The 17,706-nt window shown below is 64.7% G+C and carries 16 protein-coding genes and 2 pseudogenes; 13 read left to right on the plus strand and 5 right to left on the minus strand.

Translation table 11 applies throughout. From position 1 onward, the window contains the following. Positions 1–259 precede the first annotated feature (259 nt). The 6 genes from EV648_RS41580 (at position 260) to EV648_RS41605 (ending at position 4,678) form a co-directional block, all read left to right on the plus strand. Complete coding sequence (locus tag EV648_RS41580) at positions 260–493, plus strand: hypothetical protein (RefSeq protein WP_132301869.1); 234 nt, start codon at positions 260–262, stop codon at positions 491–493. Between the two features lie 83 nt (positions 494–576). Further along, on the plus strand, positions 577–2,121 hold the full coding sequence (locus EV648_RS41585; RefSeq protein WP_132301871.1) for a DNA cytosine methyltransferase: 1,545 nt from the start codon (positions 577–579) through the stop codon (positions 2,119–2,121). A gap of 108 nt (positions 2,122–2,229) precedes the next feature. Next, the gene (locus tag EV648_RS41590) at positions 2,230–3,084 is read left to right on the plus strand and encodes a hypothetical protein (protein WP_132301873.1); all 855 of its coding nucleotides are present in this window, start codon (positions 2,230–2,232) and stop codon (positions 3,082–3,084) included. Positions 3,085–3,087: 3 nt separating this feature from the next. Next, complete coding sequence (locus EV648_RS41595) at positions 3,088–3,537, plus strand: hypothetical protein (RefSeq protein ID WP_132301875.1); 450 nt, start codon at positions 3,088–3,090, stop codon at positions 3,535–3,537. Further along, entirely contained in the window at positions 3,534–3,758 is a 225-nt protein-coding gene (locus EV648_RS41600) for a hypothetical protein (RefSeq protein ID WP_132301877.1), read from the plus strand. The genes EV648_RS41595 and EV648_RS41600 overlap by 4 nt, the downstream gene beginning before the upstream one ends. Next, the gene (locus EV648_RS41605; RefSeq protein ID WP_132301879.1) at positions 3,755–4,678 is read left to right on the plus strand and encodes a bifunctional DNA primase/polymerase; all 924 of its coding nucleotides are present in this window, start codon (positions 3,755–3,757) and stop codon (positions 4,676–4,678) included. The genes EV648_RS41600 and EV648_RS41605 overlap by 4 nt, the downstream gene beginning before the upstream one ends. Positions 4,679–4,755: 77 nt before the next feature. Here the strand turns inward: EV648_RS41605 and EV648_RS41610 are convergent, their stop codons facing one another. Together EV648_RS41610 and EV648_RS42965 are read right to left on the minus strand one after the other, a co-directional pair. Beyond that, entirely contained in the window at positions 4,756–5,181 is a 426-nt protein-coding gene (locus EV648_RS41610) for a hypothetical protein (RefSeq protein ID WP_132301881.1), read from the minus strand. Positions 5,182–5,475: 294 nt separating this feature from the next. Next, positions 5,476–5,634: a hypothetical protein gene (locus EV648_RS42965; RefSeq protein WP_158294229.1), complete on the minus strand. Its 159-nt coding sequence runs from the start codon at positions 5,632–5,634 to the stop codon at positions 5,476–5,478. Between the two features lie 234 nt (positions 5,635–5,868). Here EV648_RS42965 and EV648_RS41615 point away from each other — a divergent pair, with 234 nt between their 5' ends. Continuing rightward, positions 5,869–8,622 (plus strand): ATP-binding protein, encoded by a 2,754-nt coding sequence (locus tag EV648_RS41615; protein WP_158294230.1) that lies wholly within the window; start codon positions 5,869–5,871, stop codon positions 8,620–8,622. Positions 8,623–9,202: 580 nt separating this feature from the next. After that, positions 9,203–10,838 (plus strand): annotated as a pseudogene (locus EV648_RS41620) (IS1634 family transposase). 216 nt (positions 10,839–11,054) lie between these two features. Here EV648_RS41620 and EV648_RS41625 read toward each other — a convergent pair. After that, on the minus strand, positions 11,055–11,942 hold the full coding sequence (locus EV648_RS41625; RefSeq protein WP_132301885.1) for a hypothetical protein: 888 nt from the start codon (positions 11,940–11,942) through the stop codon (positions 11,055–11,057). 485 nt (positions 11,943–12,427) lie between these two features. On the opposite strand from EV648_RS41625, the gene EV648_RS41630 reads away from it, so the two are divergent. Further along, positions 12,428–12,760: an Lsr2 family protein gene (locus EV648_RS41630; protein WP_132301887.1), complete on the plus strand. Its 333-nt coding sequence runs from the start codon at positions 12,428–12,430 to the stop codon at positions 12,758–12,760. A 303-nt stretch (positions 12,761–13,063) separates the two neighbouring features. Here the strand turns inward: EV648_RS41630 and EV648_RS41635 are convergent, their stop codons facing one another. After that, on the minus strand, positions 13,064–13,381 hold the full coding sequence (locus EV648_RS41635) for a hypothetical protein (RefSeq protein ID WP_132301889.1): 318 nt from the start codon (positions 13,379–13,381) through the stop codon (positions 13,064–13,066). 63 nt (positions 13,382–13,444) lie between these two features. Between EV648_RS41635 and EV648_RS45515 the strand changes: the two are divergent. The 4 genes and pseudogenes from EV648_RS45515 to EV648_RS41655 all read left to right on the plus strand — a co-directional run. Continuing rightward, positions 13,445–13,723, plus strand: a pseudogene (locus EV648_RS45515) (SOS response-associated peptidase family protein); the annotation flags it as partial. Between the two features lie 199 nt (positions 13,724–13,922). Further along, positions 13,923–14,369: a hypothetical protein gene (locus EV648_RS41645; RefSeq protein ID WP_132301891.1), complete on the plus strand. Its 447-nt coding sequence runs from the start codon at positions 13,923–13,925 to the stop codon at positions 14,367–14,369. A gap of 587 nt (positions 14,370–14,956) precedes the next feature. Next, positions 14,957–15,136: a hypothetical protein gene (locus EV648_RS41650; protein WP_132301893.1), complete on the plus strand. Its 180-nt coding sequence runs from the start codon at positions 14,957–14,959 to the stop codon at positions 15,134–15,136. A gap of 147 nt (positions 15,137–15,283) precedes the next feature. Beyond that, on the plus strand, positions 15,284–16,792 hold the full coding sequence (locus tag EV648_RS41655) for a hypothetical protein (protein ID WP_132301895.1): 1,509 nt from the start codon (positions 15,284–15,286) through the stop codon (positions 16,790–16,792). On the opposite strand, the gene EV648_RS41660 is transcribed toward EV648_RS41655, so the two are convergent. Next, positions 16,785–17,675, minus strand: coding sequence for a DNA adenine methylase (locus tag EV648_RS41660; protein ID WP_241996119.1), 891 nt, complete (start codon positions 17,673–17,675; stop codon positions 16,785–16,787). The genes EV648_RS41655 and EV648_RS41660 overlap by 8 nt on opposite strands. Between the last annotated feature and the right edge of the window lie 31 nt (positions 17,676–17,706).

The raw sequence follows: 17,706 nt of genomic DNA on the forward strand, positions 1-17,706 counted from the left end.
GGCCTCCGGCCGGGACGAATCCCTTCTAGGGCTGGGTTGGTGGGCGGCTAGCGGACCAGGTCCCCTCCACCCAAGTTGGTTCCGGCAGTTCTCACCTGGAGGACAAACCGCGTCCACCAGCTGACAACGACCGAAACCAACTTGGCCGGAGCCTCTGACCCGGCCCGCTAGGCGGCAGTAGCCGGCAGGCCCCAAAGGACGGGGCTGCCGCCACACAAGCCCACCAGCGGGCAAACGGACCAGTCGCAAGGAGACCACCGTGAACCACCGGACCAACACCACCCCGCACCTGCACCTCATCGAGCCCGTTGCCGAGCGCAACGACACCGGCTGGCCCGAGCACCGGGACGTGACCCCGGCCCTGCAGCCGATCCGGAACGGGCAGGTCGTGAGCGTCTGCTCGTGCGGCCGCAAGTTCGTCGGGATCGACCCCGACCACGCGGACTGGCAACTCTTCGACCACATCGACAACAGCGACAAGACCGCCAACTAACCCACCGGCACGGGGAGCGTCGTGGTGACGGACCACGCACCCACGGCGCTCCCCGCACCACCCTTCAGAGAGGAGCTGAACCGATGACGTTGACCGTAACTGATCTGTTCTGCGGTGCCGGTGGCTCGAGCACCGGCGCGGTCCAGGTGCCCGGGGTGACCATCCGGATGGCCGCGAACCACTGGAAGCTGGCCGTGGACACCCACAATTCGAACCACCCGACCACGGACCACGACTGCGCGGACCTGTCCCAGGTCGACCCGGACCGCTACCCGCGCACCGGCGTGTTGTGGGCGTCGCCGGAGTGCACGAACCATTCCCAGGCCAAGGGCCGCAAGCGCAACGTGGACGCGTTGCCGGACCTGTTCGGCGACACCCTGCCGGACGAGGCGGCCGAGCGGTCGCGGGCGACGATGTGGGACGTGGTCCGGTTCGCCGAGCACCACCGCTACTCAGCGATCGTGGTGGAGAACGTGGTCGACGCCGCGCTGTGGGTGCTGTGGCCGGCCTGGCGCTCGGGCTTGGACGCGCTTGGCTATTGCATGCATGTGGTGTACCTGAACTCGATGCATGCGCAGGCGAGCGGGCTCCCGGCGCCGCAGTCGCGGGACCGGCTCTACGGTGTGGCGCACCAGCGCACGACCACCTGCCCGGACCTGAACCGGTGGACCCGCCCGATGGCGTACTGCCCCGGCTGCGACCGGATGGTACGAGCGATGCAGGCATGGAAGAAGCCTGACCGGACCTGGGGCCGGTACCGGGCGCAGTACGTGTGGCGCTGCCCGGACGTTGCTTGCCGCAACCAGGTGGTCGAGCCGGGCTGGCTCCCGGCCGCTGCGGCGATCGACTGGAGCCTGGTGGGGGAACGGATCGGGGATCGGGCACGGCCGCTAGCCGACAAGACGATGCAGCGGATCCGCGCCGGACTCGCCCGCTACGTCCGGCCGGAGCTGCTGATCCCGGTCGAGGGCCGCGACGGCAAAACCGCCGCCTCGGCCTGGGACGCGATGCGCACGATGACGACCCGCAACGAGACCGGGCTGCTGGTCCCCGCCGGGGGGACCTGGAACGAGACCGCGACGCCGCTGAGCGAGGTGATGCGGACCCGGACCACACGCGAGTCCGAGGCGCTGGTGGTGCCGCTGCGCAACAACAACACGACCAAGCAGGTGTCGGAGCCGTTCGACACGTTCGCGGCCAACGGCAACCACCACGCCCTGCTGATGCCCTACTACGGCAACGCCACCACCCGGATCACGGCTGAGCCGCACGGCACGTTCACCACGCGGGACCGGTACGCGCTGATCATGCGGAACAACAGCTCGCGCGGCGAAGGTGCGGAGATGTGCACCCCGGCCACCGAGACGCTGCGCACGATCACCACCGCCAGACACCAGTCGGTGCTGGAGCCGCAAACCGTGGCGGTCGAGGACTGCCTGTTCCGGATGCTCGAGCCGCACGAAGTCGCCGCCGGAATGGCGTTCACGCCCGGATACGTCGTCTTGGGCAGCAAGCGGGAGAAGGTCCGCCAGCTCGGCAACGCCGTCACCCCACCCGCAGCCCGCGACCTGATCGCCGCCGTCGCCGAATCCCTCGACCACGACCTCAGCGACCTCAACGCCGCCTAACGAGCTGGTGGGGGCGGCCTCGCCGCCCCACCAGCATCCAAGCAACGTCAGCGCCCGCGTCGCAAACCACCCGCGATGCCAGAGCTACCAGTTAGGAGAAGCCTCACCATGACCGCCCACAACATCGACAACGACATCCCAACCGCCGAGGGACCGGACGACTTCCAGGTGGCCGTGACTGCGGTCACCCGGGCGCTCCGTGCGATCAACGCTGACCAGCGCGGCGGTGCCGGGGCCGAGTTCGTCACGCACCTGCTCGCCACGGTCGCAGCGAACCTCGGGAGCAGTGATGCACTCATCGCGGCCCGTCCGGGGTCGTGGGAAGCCGCCGGCGTGGCCGACCTGCTGCGGAGCACCGTCGGATCAGACGACGAGTACCTCCTGACCTTCCGCACCGGGCCGATCGAGCTCGTGGTCAACAGCGTGTACGAGCTGGACGACCTCGGCATCTTCGAGACCTACGAGGCCAGCACCAACCACATCGGCCACGCGCTGTTCGGTGACCGCTGGAGCCGATCCCGCGACCGGCTGACCCTGAACCAGCTGGAGCAGATCGAAGACATCGAGGAGCAGCTTGTCGAGCTGGAGAAACGCGACCGCGCCGAGTACCAGCACCGGTTCGCCGCGACCGTTCGGGCCCGGTTCGAGCAGTTGCGCGCCGATTATCCGGGCCGCTACCCCGAGCACCTGGCCGTCACGGTCCGGTTCGCCGACGACAACACCAGCAACGACGACCTGACCGACGGCTGGGGGCTCGACCTGGCTAGCCGCCTCTACCAATACGCCCGCGAAACCACCCCGCTTCCCGGCAGCGACACCGCACCGGACTGGACCGCCAGCCAAAGCCACGCCGAAACACTCCTGGCCGCCGGGCATTGGCCACACCTGCGCATCCCCACTCTCGCCCACTACGGAACCCCCACCACCGCACCGAACACCCTCAACACCGACAAGGAGAGCTGACCCATGCAGAACGTGCCGCCGACCGTGTTCGACCCCTACCTGTCTGGCGGATCGATCGACGACGTACACCCCGACAGCCACGCCGCGACCCACGGCGCCGCCTGCCGCCGCTGCGGCCTGCCCTGGCCATGCGGCGGCAGCAGCAGCTGGGAAGGACGACACTTCCCCTCGCTGATCCCGAACGGCGCAGTCGTCACCACCTCCGAAGACATGTACCGCCTCATCAACTGGGCACCGCGAGCGAACTGCCCTGTCGTACTCGACACCACCGGCGTCGCCTGGATTCTGTTCGCGACCGAGGACGGCGACACCTACGCCGGAACGAGCGAGTGTCCCGACGACGGCACCCCGGCCCGGTACGAGGTGGACGACCTGCCTGCCGAGCGCGGGCCGCTGTACGTGCTCTTCAACGGTGACTACGACGCCCTTACCCAGAAGGGGGTGCAGCAGTGACGATCAAGCTTCGGCTGTCCGGAGAACCCGACGAGATCGACGCCATGGTTGCCCACCTGAGCGAAGGATTCGAGGTGGCCGGCGGGGACCGCGCCTACCCGAACCGAGGATCGTTCGGTGTCCGCGTCTACCTCGAAGTCCGCCCCCGCGGTGACCAGCCGCCCGTGCACCGCGTGCAGAGCGAACGGGTGCACCCGAGCCGCGAGGAGATCGAACCTTGAACACTACAACGGATCCGAGGGCTAGGACGAAGCGGGCTGGGGCTCGAGCTACCGGACCCGACCGGCTCGCCCGGTCGGCGCACTGGCACGCCGACCGCGGCCTGGCCGTGTTCCCCCTCCGGCCTGGCTCGAAGGCTCCAGCGGTCGAGGACTGGCCGCACGTCGCCACGACCGACGCCGAGCAGATCACGCGCTGGTGGCGGGAGGCCCCGTACAACATCGGTGTCGCCACCGGAGCGTCTGGGCTGCTGGTGATCGACCTGGGCCAGCCGAAGAGTGCCGGCGAGATGGTGCCCGAGCCCTGGGACACCCGGGGAGCCGCGTGCGGGCGCGACGTGCTCGACCAGCTCGCCGCCGACGTCGGGCAGGCGATGCCCCGGACCTGGATGGTCAGCACGCCGAGCGGGGGACAGCACCTGTACTACCGGCAACCCGACGGGGCCGAACTCGGCAACAGCGCTGGACGGCTGGGCTGGAAGATCGACACCCGAGGCCACGGCGGCTACGTCGTGGGCGCCGGCTCTGTCATACGCGGCACGCGCTACCTCGCCGACGTGATCCGCCGCCCTGCGATCCTTCCCGACTGGATCGCCGCCGCGCTCACCCCGCCGCCGACGCCCACTGAAACGCCGACAGGCACACCCGACCCGACGAACGCCAGCGCCTACACTCTCGCCGCCCTGGCCGGTGAACTCGACAAAGTCCTCGCCGCCGCACCAGGCCACCGCAACGACACCCTGAACCGGGCCGCTTTCGCCCTCGGCCAGCTCGCCGGCGCCCACCTCCTGGACGAAAGCACCGCCCGCGACGAACTCGTCTCCGCAGCTGCGCGCATCGGCCTACCCCCTGGCGAAGCCGACCGAACAATTACCTCAGGACTGACCGCAGGAGCCCGCCACCCACGCCAACAACCCGCCTAACCGCAAGCTCCTCCGCCAGCGTCGACACACGAAAGTGCCTCAGGCCGTACAACGGCTTGGAGGCCCCTTTCCATGGGTCAGCCTGCTTGGGCGGTGTCCACCTCGATCGGCGGCACACCCGACCGGCGCCATGCCCAGTTCAGCGTCGCAAATACGCCGTCAACAAATCCCGGCTTGCCAGGCGGGCTGTCAGCAACCACCTGCTCCGCGGCCCGCGTCTCGTCGGCGATCAGCTCCTCGTACGCCTTGTTCGGTATGCCAGTCACAGGCGACGGCACGAACACACTGGTCGGCCCATTCACGCCGTGGACCCTGATGATCACGCCCGCAAGCCACTCGCACGTCGAGCACACACCCCGCAGGTACGAATCCTCCGGCTCGCCGGCCGCTTCCATCGCATCGGCACGCCGCTCAGCCGTCAACCACAGCCGGGCAAACTCACGCGCCGGAATGCGGAGGTTCGTCCGCGGTATCCGGTCGAAATGCCTGCCAGTCAGCTCCATGCCACAACACGGTCCCAGATGGCGCCGACGGTTTCCGCGCCGGGGCGCCCGGTAGATGACGCCTCAGTGACGTCGGTGCGACGGTCAGCCGAGATCGCCGTGCTTCGAGCCCCGCCGACGACGCCCGAACGGTGGCCAGGCCACCACGACCACCTTGTCGACCTTCAGCCGCGTGTCGCGTTTCGGGCAGAACCGGTGGACTCGGGAACGGCCGCGCCTTCGCACTTGGCGCACCACCACTCACGGCTACCAGGATGCGCTGGGCCATTGGCTGCTGTCGCCCTCCTCGAGCGGTCAGGCGGCGGGGCGCGGTACCGCGGGCGCCGGTTCGATGGCGGATCGCTTGGCATGCAGGAAGGCGCTGTACGGGCGGAGGAGTTCGGGGTCGACCTGGTCGACGGGCAGGCAGTTGACGCCTGTCCAGACCCAGAGCTCCTTGTTCTCCCTCGTCACTGTGGAGACGCCGACAACACTGTGCTCGAACCCAGCCAATACCGCCGCCCAAAGGCCCTTCCAACATGACGATCACGAACTACGGCTGTCGTACTAGCCTAAGCTAATGAGAGGCGCCCCTGCTGCCATCCCTGGGCAGACTGCGGATCCACGGCGACGACAACGTCCATAACCTCTCAAATGCTCCCCGCCAGGCGTATGAAGCGGTATCGTGCCTCGAGGGGAGAGTCATCTGTGACTCAGGTGCTTGCATCAGGGGGTAATTTGCGAACCGAAGCGAATCCGCTTGCCGCATGGCTTTGGGAGGAATGGCCCGCCGAAGGGCCGGCCGTCGCCGTATTGGAGGGCTTCAGCGGGGTCGGCAAGAGCTGGGTGGGTCGAGAAGTTGTGCGACGCTGGAGCGCCGCGGCCGTTCGTGCTGAAATACCAGACGACGGCATCGGTTTGGAGGATCTACTTCTCGACGTAGCCACACGCTTCGAGGATATCGGCGATCGGACCATGTCCGATCGAGAAGACCTTGACTTGGTCGCTGGTCTAAAAAATGTGCTGCGTAAGGGCGCATTGCTTGTGGTGGACGATGCACAATTGATGCTCGATCCGAGCACCCGCCTTCCGACCGGCGATCTTCTGAACTTGGTACGAGTGGTCGGTGACAATAATGGCAATGGTCGCCTTCTGCTTATAGTAAATCAAGCGCCCGCTGAGGGCCTCTGGCTTGAGAACGCTCGTCGTTTCGTTCTCCATTCGCCTGAGCCTGGCAAAGCTCTAGCGATGCTCAACGGCCTGCTCAAAGATCGGGGAGTGGAAGCCGAGATTCCAGAATCGAAGCGTATGGACGTGGTGCGATGGCTAGGCGGCAATCCTCGTGCGATGCGGGCGCTCGTAGCTTGCTTGGGAGATGAACCTCTCGAGAGATTGATTGAAATCGAGCCTGATGCGTGGCTCTTAAGGGATGAGGCGGTTTCACCCCAACTAATCCAGAAACTAGAGGCATATTTCCTGACGCGAACACTCGATCAATTGGATGGCAATTCGCTGTTGTTGCTCGAGCATCTATCGGTCTACAGGAAGCCCTTCCGAGTCGATGCAATAGAGCGACTGCAGCGAATCGTTCCTGATGTTCCGGCCGCGCGCGAATCGCTGAGCAGTCGCTATCTGATCGGCATGAGCAATGGCTATTGTTCAGTGCATCCTGTAATGAGACGACTGGCACGTGTGCGACTAAGTAACAATCCGCGCAGGGAGACGAGGGCTCATGGAGCTGCGGCGGATCATTTCAGTCGCCGCCTCCACGGCGCACCGTCGCAGACAAACCTCACCGCTGTCGGCGAGGCCTTTGTTGAATCTAGGTACCACTTACTTACGGTCGGACGCGAGGTCGAATTCGAGGCGATAGCCTCTGTGTACCGACGCCAATTACTAGCTCACTATCAAGACCTGGCGAAGATTCCAGTTGGTCCGTCTGCGCGAAACCAATTGCTGTCCACCTTGCAGGCGGCCTTGCTGGAGGATGACCGAGGGTACGCGCGGTTACGAATAATCCTGGCGCGCCTTCTCCTACTGCGGGGTAATCCGGGTGACACCCGGATCGCCCTGCGACAACTGACTGTAGCTTCTCGCGAATCCAAAGACCTCTATTGTTGGAAGACTCGCCTGGAACTTACGTCGGTGATTGAAGGACTGTCTTCAAGTAGATCAGTGGCAGAGCAGGCTCTTACCGCTCTCCACCAGAGCCATCATTGGATGGTCTACCACTGGCACTCATCGATTCTTCTAACGCGCCGACAAGACCGCGACGCTCTCGACTGGCTGGCGAAGGCATTGGATGATGTTCCAATTCAGAATCTGTATAGTATTTACTCGCTGTCATCATTCGTCCTAACGAGGCTTCACCGGCGCGCGGAAGCCGTCGAATTGTTGCTCAACGGTCATAATAGGCTGGGGGCCGGCGATTCAAATTCATGGAGATTGCTCGAGGAGGCAGCTTTCCTTGCCGCTGCGGTGCACGACCTCGAGCGAATTTCCCGTGTCCGGGTGACTGCCTTTGATCAAGAGCGGGGACAGGCGCTCGTCATACTCTGTGATGTTCTCAGTCTCCAAGCGAAACGACGCTTTCATGAGGCTGCAGCTCTTGCGGAGAAGCATTCCTCTGCGGCACTTGTTGCGCAGGCGGCATTTAGCTATCTGTGTGCTGGTGAAGTGAGTCGCGCTTCGGGCGTCTTAGCAGGTAGAAGTTTGCCTCAGAATCCCGCGTCTTCCTGGATTCGAGCATTGACAGCGCTGTGTGCTGGTCAGGCGGATCTATATGTTGAAGAAATGTCGGCATGCCTAGGTCGTCAACTGTCGCCCGAAGAGATGCTCGACTCTTCGTTGTGGCTGAAGGTCTGGGATCGAGTGCCAGATCGACTGGAACCATTCCCTGCGTTCTACTTTCCGCGTCTTCCTGCGGCTTTGACGGGATTGCCAGGCGAGCTAGTCCGACTATCGGAGTCGGGTGATGCTGTCTCGGCTATCGATGTCGCCTCACTCCAGTTGCCTTCAAATGTAGACCCCGGGAATCCGTTGGAGGCGGGTGCAGGCGGGGGCAGCAATGCCCCGGCATCAATTTCATTTACAGTAGAAGGAGATCTAGTTATGAGTCGTGATGTGTATAACGTTTCAGGTCAGGCGGGAGCTGTTGGCCCGAAGGCGTCGGCAGAGCGGAATACATTCAATCAATTCGTGGGTGGCATGGACGAAGGAGAGTTGGCTCAGCTGGCCACAGAGTTGTCACAGCTCCGTCTCACCATGAGGGAGTCCGCGAAGTCTGCAGAAGAGGACATGGCAGTTGCCGAGGTTGCCCAGGCGGAGGTCGCAGCAGCGGCGGGCGACACTGCCACCGTTGAACGCCACCTGGCCAAGGCGGGAAAGTGGGCCCTTTCGACAGCCACCGCGATCGGGGTCGCCTTGGCAGCGGCAGCCATTAAGGCGGCGATTGGTCTGTGAAGATGACAGGATGACGCAAATCCCGTTGATACCTGTACTGTCGGTCGTTGCACCGAGTCATAGGTCCTCACCATGTAGATGCTTTGCGACTTCGGCGGGGGTGTCGTGGAGTTCGTGACGAAGCCGGCGCGGTGCCCTGTGTGTGCTCGGCCGCCGGAGCCCCTACCGCCAAGGCCCGCGCCGATGCTCCCGCCGAAACTGCCGCAAGTGCTGGGGTTTGTGCATAAGGTGAAGCCTTCGGCGTGTGCAGAGCTGGCGCCCGCTCTGCCTGCCCATGGTGGACTGCCTGTCGATCCAGTTCCTCGAGGTCCCGTGGCGCGGCCTGTTCTGGATCGGTCTCGCGGTCTGGGGCGCGGCGGCGGGCCTTGGTGGTCCTGCACCTGCGTGCGGTTCGTTGTTCAGCCTCGCTCAAGGCACCGTGCGGCGGCGCTATGCAACGTCGACCAGTTGCCTGGCGACGTAACTCGAACCTGACTTCGGTCACTCGCTCGCGGTTTGGCTGGGCGCAGGGTGCTGACCTGCGGTGATGCTTGGCCGGGCGGTCGATTTGAGGCACTAATTGGTGCTTTACGCTCGGCCTGTGGCGTGGGTGCGGCGGGTTCGGACGGCCTCGGGTGCGACGGCTGTGCAGATCGCTGAGTACGTCGACGGACGCCGGCGGATCGTGACGCACGTCGGTTCGGCGCACACCGAGGCCGAGTTGGGTCTCCTGATCGAGCAGGCCCGTGGGCTGCTCAGCGATGCTGCTCAGGGCGAGTTCGACCTGGGCATCGACCCGACCCCGCGCAAGGCCCAGCTGGTCGCGCCCGCTACCGATGCGGGACTGTTCGCCGCACCCGCCCCGCTTGGCCGGCGGGGCGAGCAGCCGCGTGTGGCTGCCCCGCAGGTGACCGGCGCGTCGTCGCGGTTGCTGTTCGAGGTGCTCGCTGAGGTCTACTCCGCCCTGGGGTTCGGGGTCCTCGGGGACGAGACCTTTCGTGACCTGGTGATCGCCCGCATCGTCGAACCCACCTCGATCCTGGACACCGGTCGCGTGCTGACCGACCTGGGGCAGAAGCCCGCGAGTGAGAAGACGATGCGCCGCACGCTGACCAGGTGCGCCGGCCGGGGCTATCGCGACCAGATCGCGACGGCCTGCTTCAACCACGCCCTGACCAGCGGTGATGTGTCGCTGTGTCTCTACGACGGTCACGACCTTGTACTTCGAGGCCGAGAAGGAGGACGACCTGCGCAAGGTCGGCTACTCCAAGGAACGCCGCGTCGACCCGCAGATCGTGGTCGGTCTGTTGGTCGACCGCCGCGGTTTCCCGCTCGAGATCGGCTGCTTCGAAGGAAACAAGGCCGAGACCACCACAATCGTCCCGATCATCAAGGCCTTCCAGGAACGCCACGGCCTGGCCGACATGGTCGTGGTCGCCGACGCCGGGATGCTATCCGCGTCGAACCTGCGTGAGCTCGACGAGGCGAACCTGCGCTTCATCGTCGGATCGAGGGTGACCAAGGCACCGACCGATCTGGAGTCGCACTTCCGCTGGCACGGCGACGCGTTCACCGACGGGCAGGTCATCGACACGATCACCCCGAAGAACCAGCGCACCATCGAGAACGACTCGAAGATCAAGGCCGAACCTGTCTGGAATCCCGAGCAACACCACGCGTCGTGGCGGGCGGTGTGGGCCTACTCGACCAAACGCGCAGTGCGCGACAACAAGACCCTCACCATTCAGGAGAACCGGGCACGCGAGGTCATCGCGGGCGAGAAGACCGCTCGAGCGCCGCGGTTAGTCAAGACCACCAACGGCAGCAGGACGCTCGATGAGGCGGCGTTGACGCGTGCACGGCGGCTGGCCGGGTTGAAGGGCTACGTCACCAACATCGGTGCCGATGTCATGCCCGCGGGCGAGGTGATCGCGAGCTACCACGACCTGTGGCACGTCGAACAGTCCTTCCGGATGTCCAAGACCGACCTCCGCGCCCGGCCCATGTTCCACCACACCAAGGACGCGATCGAGGCCCACCTGACCATCGTGTTCACCGCCCTTGCCGTCAGCCGCGAGGTCCAGAACCGGACCGGCCTCGCGATCCGCAACCTCACTCGACAGTTGCGGCCACTGCGCTCAGCCACCATCGCGATCAACGGCACCGAGCACACCTTCCCGCCCGCGATCCCCACCGAGAAGCAAGCGATCCTCGACGCGCTCAACAACCCCAACTGAGGCACTAAGCCGAATGACCGAAGTCAGGAGGTCCCGTGGCGCGGCCTGTTCTGGATCGGTCTCGCGGTCTGGGGCGCGGCGGCGGGCCTTGGTGGTCCTGCACCTGCGTGCGGTTCGTTGTTCAGCCTCGCTCAAGGCACCGTGCGGCGGCGCTATGCAACGTCGACCAGTTGCCTGGCGACGTAACTCGAACGACCAGCGAGTAGGTGCGTGGGGTCACTGCTCGCCGGACTCGCATCTGTCATACCAGGCCTCTAGGTGGCCGGCGTCGAGGGCGAAATATCCGCAGGCTGCATGTGCTGCCGCGTACAGCAGTCTGCTTGCACCGCGCACGACCGATACCCACTGATCGGTGTCGACGCGGTAGGTGAACTCGACATGGTCGCCGACGGAGTTCCTCTCGACAAGCATCGCCAGCGTGATGGGGTTTGGATGAGCAAACAGGGACAGCACGTCATAGACGCCCGCGAGGCTCTCGACGCCGAGGTTTTCGATCAAGCGGGACTGCTTGCCAAGCGTCGGGTAGGTCTCACCGGCGATCGTCCAGCCCGGATTCTCCGCAGGATCGTCCCATTCAGTGTCCGCGCCCGGAAAGCGCAGCAGCAGCTGCTGGCGGATCGCCTCGCGGGTCTCCTTCGCGCCGCGCTGCTGAGCCCTCGTCGCCTTGCGCGCTGCCATCATCCACCGGTATCGATGCGCGCCCGCCAGACGAGCCATCCACCGCCGCGCCATCCGGGCCTCCGGCGCAATCCCGGGCTCGAGTAGCCATGCCGCGTGCGCGACGTGCTCGGCGATGGCGCGCGCTACCGGCCAAACTGTCAGCGCCACTGTTCGGCTGTCCACCAGCACTCGCAACCCCAGCACGTGCTGCGCAGCGGCGTCGATCATCTGTACAGCGTCAAGACCGGCGCCAGTGCCCTCGGGCTTGTCGCACTCGCGGCAGAGGCCAGCAAGCACAACATCGTCGCGCGAAGCCGGCGATCCCTCCGCCGGCCCAGCGGCGAACTGCACGTTCGTTGTCCTCCAGGCGATGTAGACGTCAGCGAGGACTGCGCTCCACCTCTCGAACACGTCAGCGTCGTCGCCGTTATGGATGGAAGACACCATCACAGGCTACGCCGCCGACCCGCATCGGCCCCTCTAAGCGGCCAAGGCGGCTACGTGACCGCCTTCCGATGACAACTGTAGGCGAGGCCGTGCTCGTTAGCTCGCCGGTGCCGTCGACGCCTGGCACCATTTCGGCGAGCTGGACGCTTGGTCAGCGAGCGAGCGGCTGCTGGCTCGGTCGTGCGCGGCGGCCTGATGGCCGCGGAGAACTCCCGGCTGTGACCGAGCCGTCTGCCGCTCTATGCGCTCGGGCGCGGTAGCCTCGGACCGATCTGGCAGTCACAACGCGCTAGAGCGGCTTGGCGGGTGAGCACCCGCTGGCCGGCCAGGTCCGCGACGTTTGGCCGATCAGGAGTTCGCGGACAGCCCGACCGAGGAGCCGCTTTAGGCGGCGGTGATCCGCGGGTGGCGTCGATCCACGCGCGAAGAGCGTCGATGCACGATGCTGTGCACTACGTGCATTTCTTAAGAGGAGGCGACCAGTGGCTCAGAGAGTGGAGATCCTGCTCACAGACGACCTCGACGGCCGCGATCTCCCTGCCGGCAAAGGGGAGACCTTGATCTTCGCGCTCGATGGCAAGTCGTACGAGATTGACCTCCGCACCAAGAACGCCGCAGCGCTCCGCAAGGTGCTGGCTGTCTACATCGAAGCAGGGCGGCCGATCACGAACAGGCGAGGCAAGAAGGTCACCCGCTCGACCGTCGGTGCTGATGCTCGCACCGTGAAGGAGTGGGCTCGCGCCAACGGCTACGAGGTCAACGACCGCGGCCGAGTGCCGGCCGACATCAGGAAGGCCTTCGACGCGGTCAACTGACTCGACTCGGCCCAGTGCGCCACCATCTCGGCGTTGGTCACGACCGCCCGGCTCTCGACTGCTCCGCAAACGGTCGTTTACGGAACAGTCCGCAGCTCCAGATAAGGTGACCTGCGGCATCGCTGCTGGTGTCCGTGGAGCGTGGCAGGCTGGCAGGCATGTGTGGTCGATACGCCTCGGTGGCCAGCCGCGTCGATCTGCTCGAGCGCTTCGTTGTCGATGAGAGCAAAGCTGGCGAGCTGCGGGGCCGGGACTTCAACGTCACCCCGCCGAGGGCCATCCACAGGTTCTGATCATTGCTCTTCAGCCGGCGACGTCGCCCGGATACCTCTTGGACAGTTCCTCAATGATTTCCTGAAGATCAGCGATCGCGACCGGGTTGTCGTCGTGCGCGCCACTGTTCAACTGTCCGACTAGGACACCGCAGAGCGCTGCGAGTAGCCCACTCTTCCGATCCGCAGGAATCTGATCCACCCAGAGGCAGTTCATCGCCACGGCAACTTCGACGACGTACTTGTCGGCCGGGTGAGTGAGACGACTGTCAAGATCGTTCATGACAAGTTCGAATGTCGGACTTTTCATGAAGACTTCGCCGCGCTCGAACGCAAACATCGCGGACATCTGTCATCCTCAGTTCAAGATCTTTGGTGCCTTCGATGACGACCCGAACGCCATCGTGCCACGTACACGATCATCACAACCTCCGCGACCGACCCGGTCGGCCGGGTCCACGACCAGATGCCGATGGCAATCACCCCGGAGCACCGGGCCGACTGGCTCGACCCCTGTAACCACGACGTCGACGAGCTCCGGACGCTGATGGGGCCACCGCTGGACCGCAGCCGGACCAGCCGAACAGGCCGAACCACGACGGCTGTCCACGCGAGAATTCACCCACTGACTGCCGGTTCGGTGATCTTGCGGATCCATCTCGGTCATGGCGGGGCCGCGGTTCACTCGTGATTCAAACGGGTGAGTCGAGCCCCGTCCGGCGCGCGACAGGTACGGGCGGGGCCCAGAAGATCAGCCGCACGCAGACGGGGGCCCAGACACTGTTCGTTCGAGCCCGTATCTTTCGCGTGGTTTCTCGATCCGAGAGATGAGGAGCAGCCTGGGGCGTGGGCTGGGGGTCCTCGGCTCCTGAACCGGCAGCGCGAAGTGGTTGGTCGCGCTGGTCATCAAGGAGAAGGGGTGCACAATCATGTCCAATCCGGTTTGGAGTACCAGCAGCTGGATCGAGCAACTGCCGACTGCACAGGGCAGCGAATTGCGGGACGACCAGGCTCTCTATCCCGGCGATTCCCTGACGTCGCCCAACGGGAGGTACAGCCTCACCTATCAAGGTGACGGGAACCTCGTCGTGTGGGGCCCGGCGGGCTCTGTCGTCTGGGCGTCCGGGACGGGAGGGAAGCCGGCGGGCCTGTGCAAGCTGGTTAGGGTCGGCGGGCCTATTGGTGTTTCGCTCTTCGGTCCAGGGATGACGCTGATCTGGGCCAAGCCAGGCCAGACGGAGCTCCAGTTCGATGACCATCCCCGCCTGGTCATCCAAGATGATGGGAATCTCGTGCTGCTCGGCACAATGGGCTACATAAGGACCCCGGAAGGGTGAGCGACGAGTCGTCTAGCAGAGGCGCAGCTTGCTTGGGACGACGTGCTGACCGCGTCCCAGACGCCGTACTGGCCGGCTTCGGTGTCTGGGCGCACCTTGAATCGTCCGAACATGGCCACAGGATGCCATCAATCGAAAGTATGTTCTACTTGAGTCTGGATGGCTGGACGGGGCCGCTTGTACGGGGAGCGGAGGGGGTCACGGTGGGCTACAACAACCCGCCGATTCCGCGATCGGATTGACGGATCATGACGGGGCACGTCCTCGAGATCCGTCGTAACTTCACGCAGCGAAGAGGCAAAGCCCGCGAGAAGGACACTAAGACACACCAGATGCGGCGGATCAGTCTCGATCCAGACCGTCGACCTCCTCCAAGAGCATCGCCGCCGCGCGGAGAACCAAGTCCAGCTGTTAGGCATCAAGCTCAGCGACACTGCATTCGCCTTCTCCGACGAGCCGGACCACGGCCGGCCGTGCAAACCCGGACGGCATCAGCCATCGCTACGCACGAATGTGCGCAGACCTCGCCATCACAAGCCATCTCCAAACCCTGCGGCATTACTCGGCCAGAGCTGATCACCTCTGGCGTGGACATCCGCACGGTCGCCGGCCGTCTCAGCCACGGCGGCGGAGTCACCACGACCCTGCGCGTCTATGCGGCCTGGGTCGCCGAATCGGACAAACAGGCCGCAGCCATCCTTGCCAACAAGATGGTGCGCCCCACCTCTACAACTGGTGGCGCTCCGGACGGCACCACGCCCAGCTGATCGGTAAGTCGAGTTCAAGGTGAGAGCCGTCCTCCGCATCTCAAAGCCGGCGACGCGCGGGCGCTTGGCGATCCACATTCCTCCAGCCCAGGTGTGTGAGATGCTCCTTGCCGACCTCGACGGCAGTTGGGCTGATAAGGAGTAGCGATGACCTACGACCCGTTGCCGATCGAGACGGTCGCTGTAGACGACTTGGCCCTGGACCTGGAGAACTACAGGATCCCAGTGGCAAGCACCGATGAGAACGCTGCGCTGAACTACCTCTACGCCGAGGAAGAAGTATTCGAGACCGCTCGGCTCATAATCCGGGACGGCTACTTCGACAACGAGGTGCCGATCGTCGTCAAGGACGGCGACACCTATGTGGTGCTTGAGGGTAATCGTCGCGTCAGCGCTCTGAAGGTACTCAGCGACCCTACGCTTATCCCTGCCCACGAGCATGCGATCCGGGCGCTGCTCAAGCGGTACGAGACCGAAGCCGACGATCTCCCAGACGAGATCCGGGTGCTCGTGGCGCCGAGTCGCAGCGTGGCCGCCCGACACATCGCGCGTCTGCACACCACCCAGTCGAAGCGGCCGTGGAGCCGCGACCAGCAGGCGACCTATTACTACTCGCTGCTGGACCCCACCCGGACCGTCGACGATATCCGCCAGGCCTACCCTGGGGTGAACATCCCGCGCTTCTTGCGGATGGCTGTCATGAGGCGACTGCTCAGCGGCGCGAAGTTCAAGGACCGCAGTCTCCACGCCTACGTAACTGGTACCGAGCTGAAGATGTCGTCGTTTGAGTACGCCTACAAGAACGGCGACATCGCCTCCGCGATCGGCGCCAGTTTTGATAAGGACGGACTCCTGCTGCCGATCGGCAAGAGCCCGGAGAAGATCGGCGCCGCCCTGTCGGGCGGGCAACTAAAGGCGCTGGAGTACTTGATGACCCAGTTCCGCCTCGGCAATCTCAACACGCGCTCGGATGAGTTCCGCAAGGGCACCGTCCCCCACGACGCGCTGATCGCCAAATTGACCGGCGTTGAGCCTCAGCCCGTCGCGGACTCGGATCCCGCGCCGGAGCCGGACACCGGCGGCCACGGTCCGGAGGATGAGCCGTGGGAAGACCCAGTGGACGAGCCCGGTGAGGGGCCACAGAGTGGCCTAGGTGGGCAACCACCCACGAGACCGCCGCGAGGCCCAAACCACCCCGACACTAGGGACCATTTAGTACTGACCGGCCTGGATTACCAGACCCAGAGCTCGGTCAATTTGCAGCACCGATACCACGAGCTGCGTCAGCTAAGCCTGTCCAAGACCCCGGTGGCGGCGGCGATGCTGCTACGCGCGGTGCTCGAGTCGACAATCAAGGCTCACTTCGAGTCAACGTCCACTCCAGCCACCGGGGAACTTAAGGCGTGCATGACCGTTGTGAAGAACGTTTACGCCCAGGAACGCCCCATTCGAAACGCGATCGACAAGATCTACTCCGGCAACGCCCGCACGCCCGGCACCGTCAGTTGGTTCAACGACGTCACCCACAGCGCCGACGCGGTGGTCACCGCCGATACCGTCAGGCAGGCGCTAAAGCTGCTCCACCCGCTGCTCAGGCACCTGCTGCGGCCCGCGGCCGGTCCCGCGGCTAGCTCGGGGGCGGGTGGTGCTACTTGATCTGCGACTGGTGCCGACGAGTGATCGCATCGGCCACACGGGCTGAGGCCACCACAAGCTCCTGGGCCTTGCCGGGGTAGCGAGCCGAGTAGTTCAGGGTGAGCCGGCACTGGAAGAGGTCGCTGTAGAGGATCTCGATGAGCGGTGAAACGTCATAGGTAATGAGCCAGTGCGCCTGCGAAATATTGTGCACCATCCGCGCGAGCGCCTCGTGATCACGGCGCTCGAAGGAGTTCAGGTACAGCTGTGAACCAGCGGCCACATAGGGCGGGTCAATGTACATAAACGCGGACCTGTGCGAACTGTAGCGACGGATCACGCTCCGCCCGTCGAGGTCGGTGACCTCAATCCGGTCGGCCAGCTCTCCTAGGGCCGAGAGCCTCTCAACGAGCGTGTCCCGGTTGAAGCGAGCGTCGATCTTGTAATTACCACTCTGGTCCTGGCCACCGATCACCCCGGCGTTCAACACTCCGGAGCGGTTGGTGCGATTCAGGTAGAAGAAAGCAAACCCAAGTTCGAGCGGTGCGCCTGACCCCGACCGGTAAATCTCACGTTGGCGCCGCCACTCCTCGACAGTCAACGGCGCTGAAGCAACGCGGTTGACGAACTCGGAGTTGTGCTCGATTACTGCGCTCCAAAAGGCGTGGACCGCGGGGTCGATGTCGTTGATCACGAGCCGCGCAACAACTCCCTCTCTAAGGAGCGCGATGCCAGCGCCCGCACCCCCCGCATACGGCTCTACGTAGACCGGATCCTTCAGCCCGAGATCCTTGATCACATCGGCGAACAGGCCGGCCAGGGCAGCCTTGCCGCCCGGATAGCGCAACGGGGAAAGGGTTCCGAAGCGTCTGGAAGCTGCGACCTCCACCGATCCGATGGTCACGCCGCATCCCTCATCCGCTGCCGGTAGGCCG

It is taken from the genome of Kribbella sp. VKM Ac-2568 (assembly GCF_004345365.1).
In the GTDB taxonomy this organism is placed as follows: Bacteria; Actinomycetota; Actinomycetes; order Propionibacteriales; family Kribbellaceae; genus Kribbella; species Kribbella orskensis.

Coding starts and splice junctions, on each gene's coding strand:
- EV648_RS41635 (WP_132301889.1), bottom strand. CDS start 13,381: ATGTCCGCGATGTTTGCGTTCGAGCGCGGCGAAGTCTTCATGAAAAGT.
- EV648_RS41655 (WP_132301895.1), top strand. CDS start 15,284: ATGACCTACGACCCGTTGCCGATCGAGACGGTCGCTGTAGACGACTTG.
- EV648_RS41590 (WP_132301873.1), top strand. CDS start 2,230: ATGACCGCCCACAACATCGACAACGACATCCCAACCGCCGAGGGACCG.
- EV648_RS41585 (WP_132301871.1), top strand. CDS start 577: ATGACGTTGACCGTAACTGATCTGTTCTGCGGTGCCGGTGGCTCGAGC.
- EV648_RS41595 (WP_132301875.1), top strand. CDS start 3,088: ATGCAGAACGTGCCGCCGACCGTGTTCGACCCCTACCTGTCTGGCGGA.
- EV648_RS41610 (WP_132301881.1), bottom strand. CDS start 5,181: ATGGAGCTGACTGGCAGGCATTTCGACCGGATACCGCGGACGAACCTC.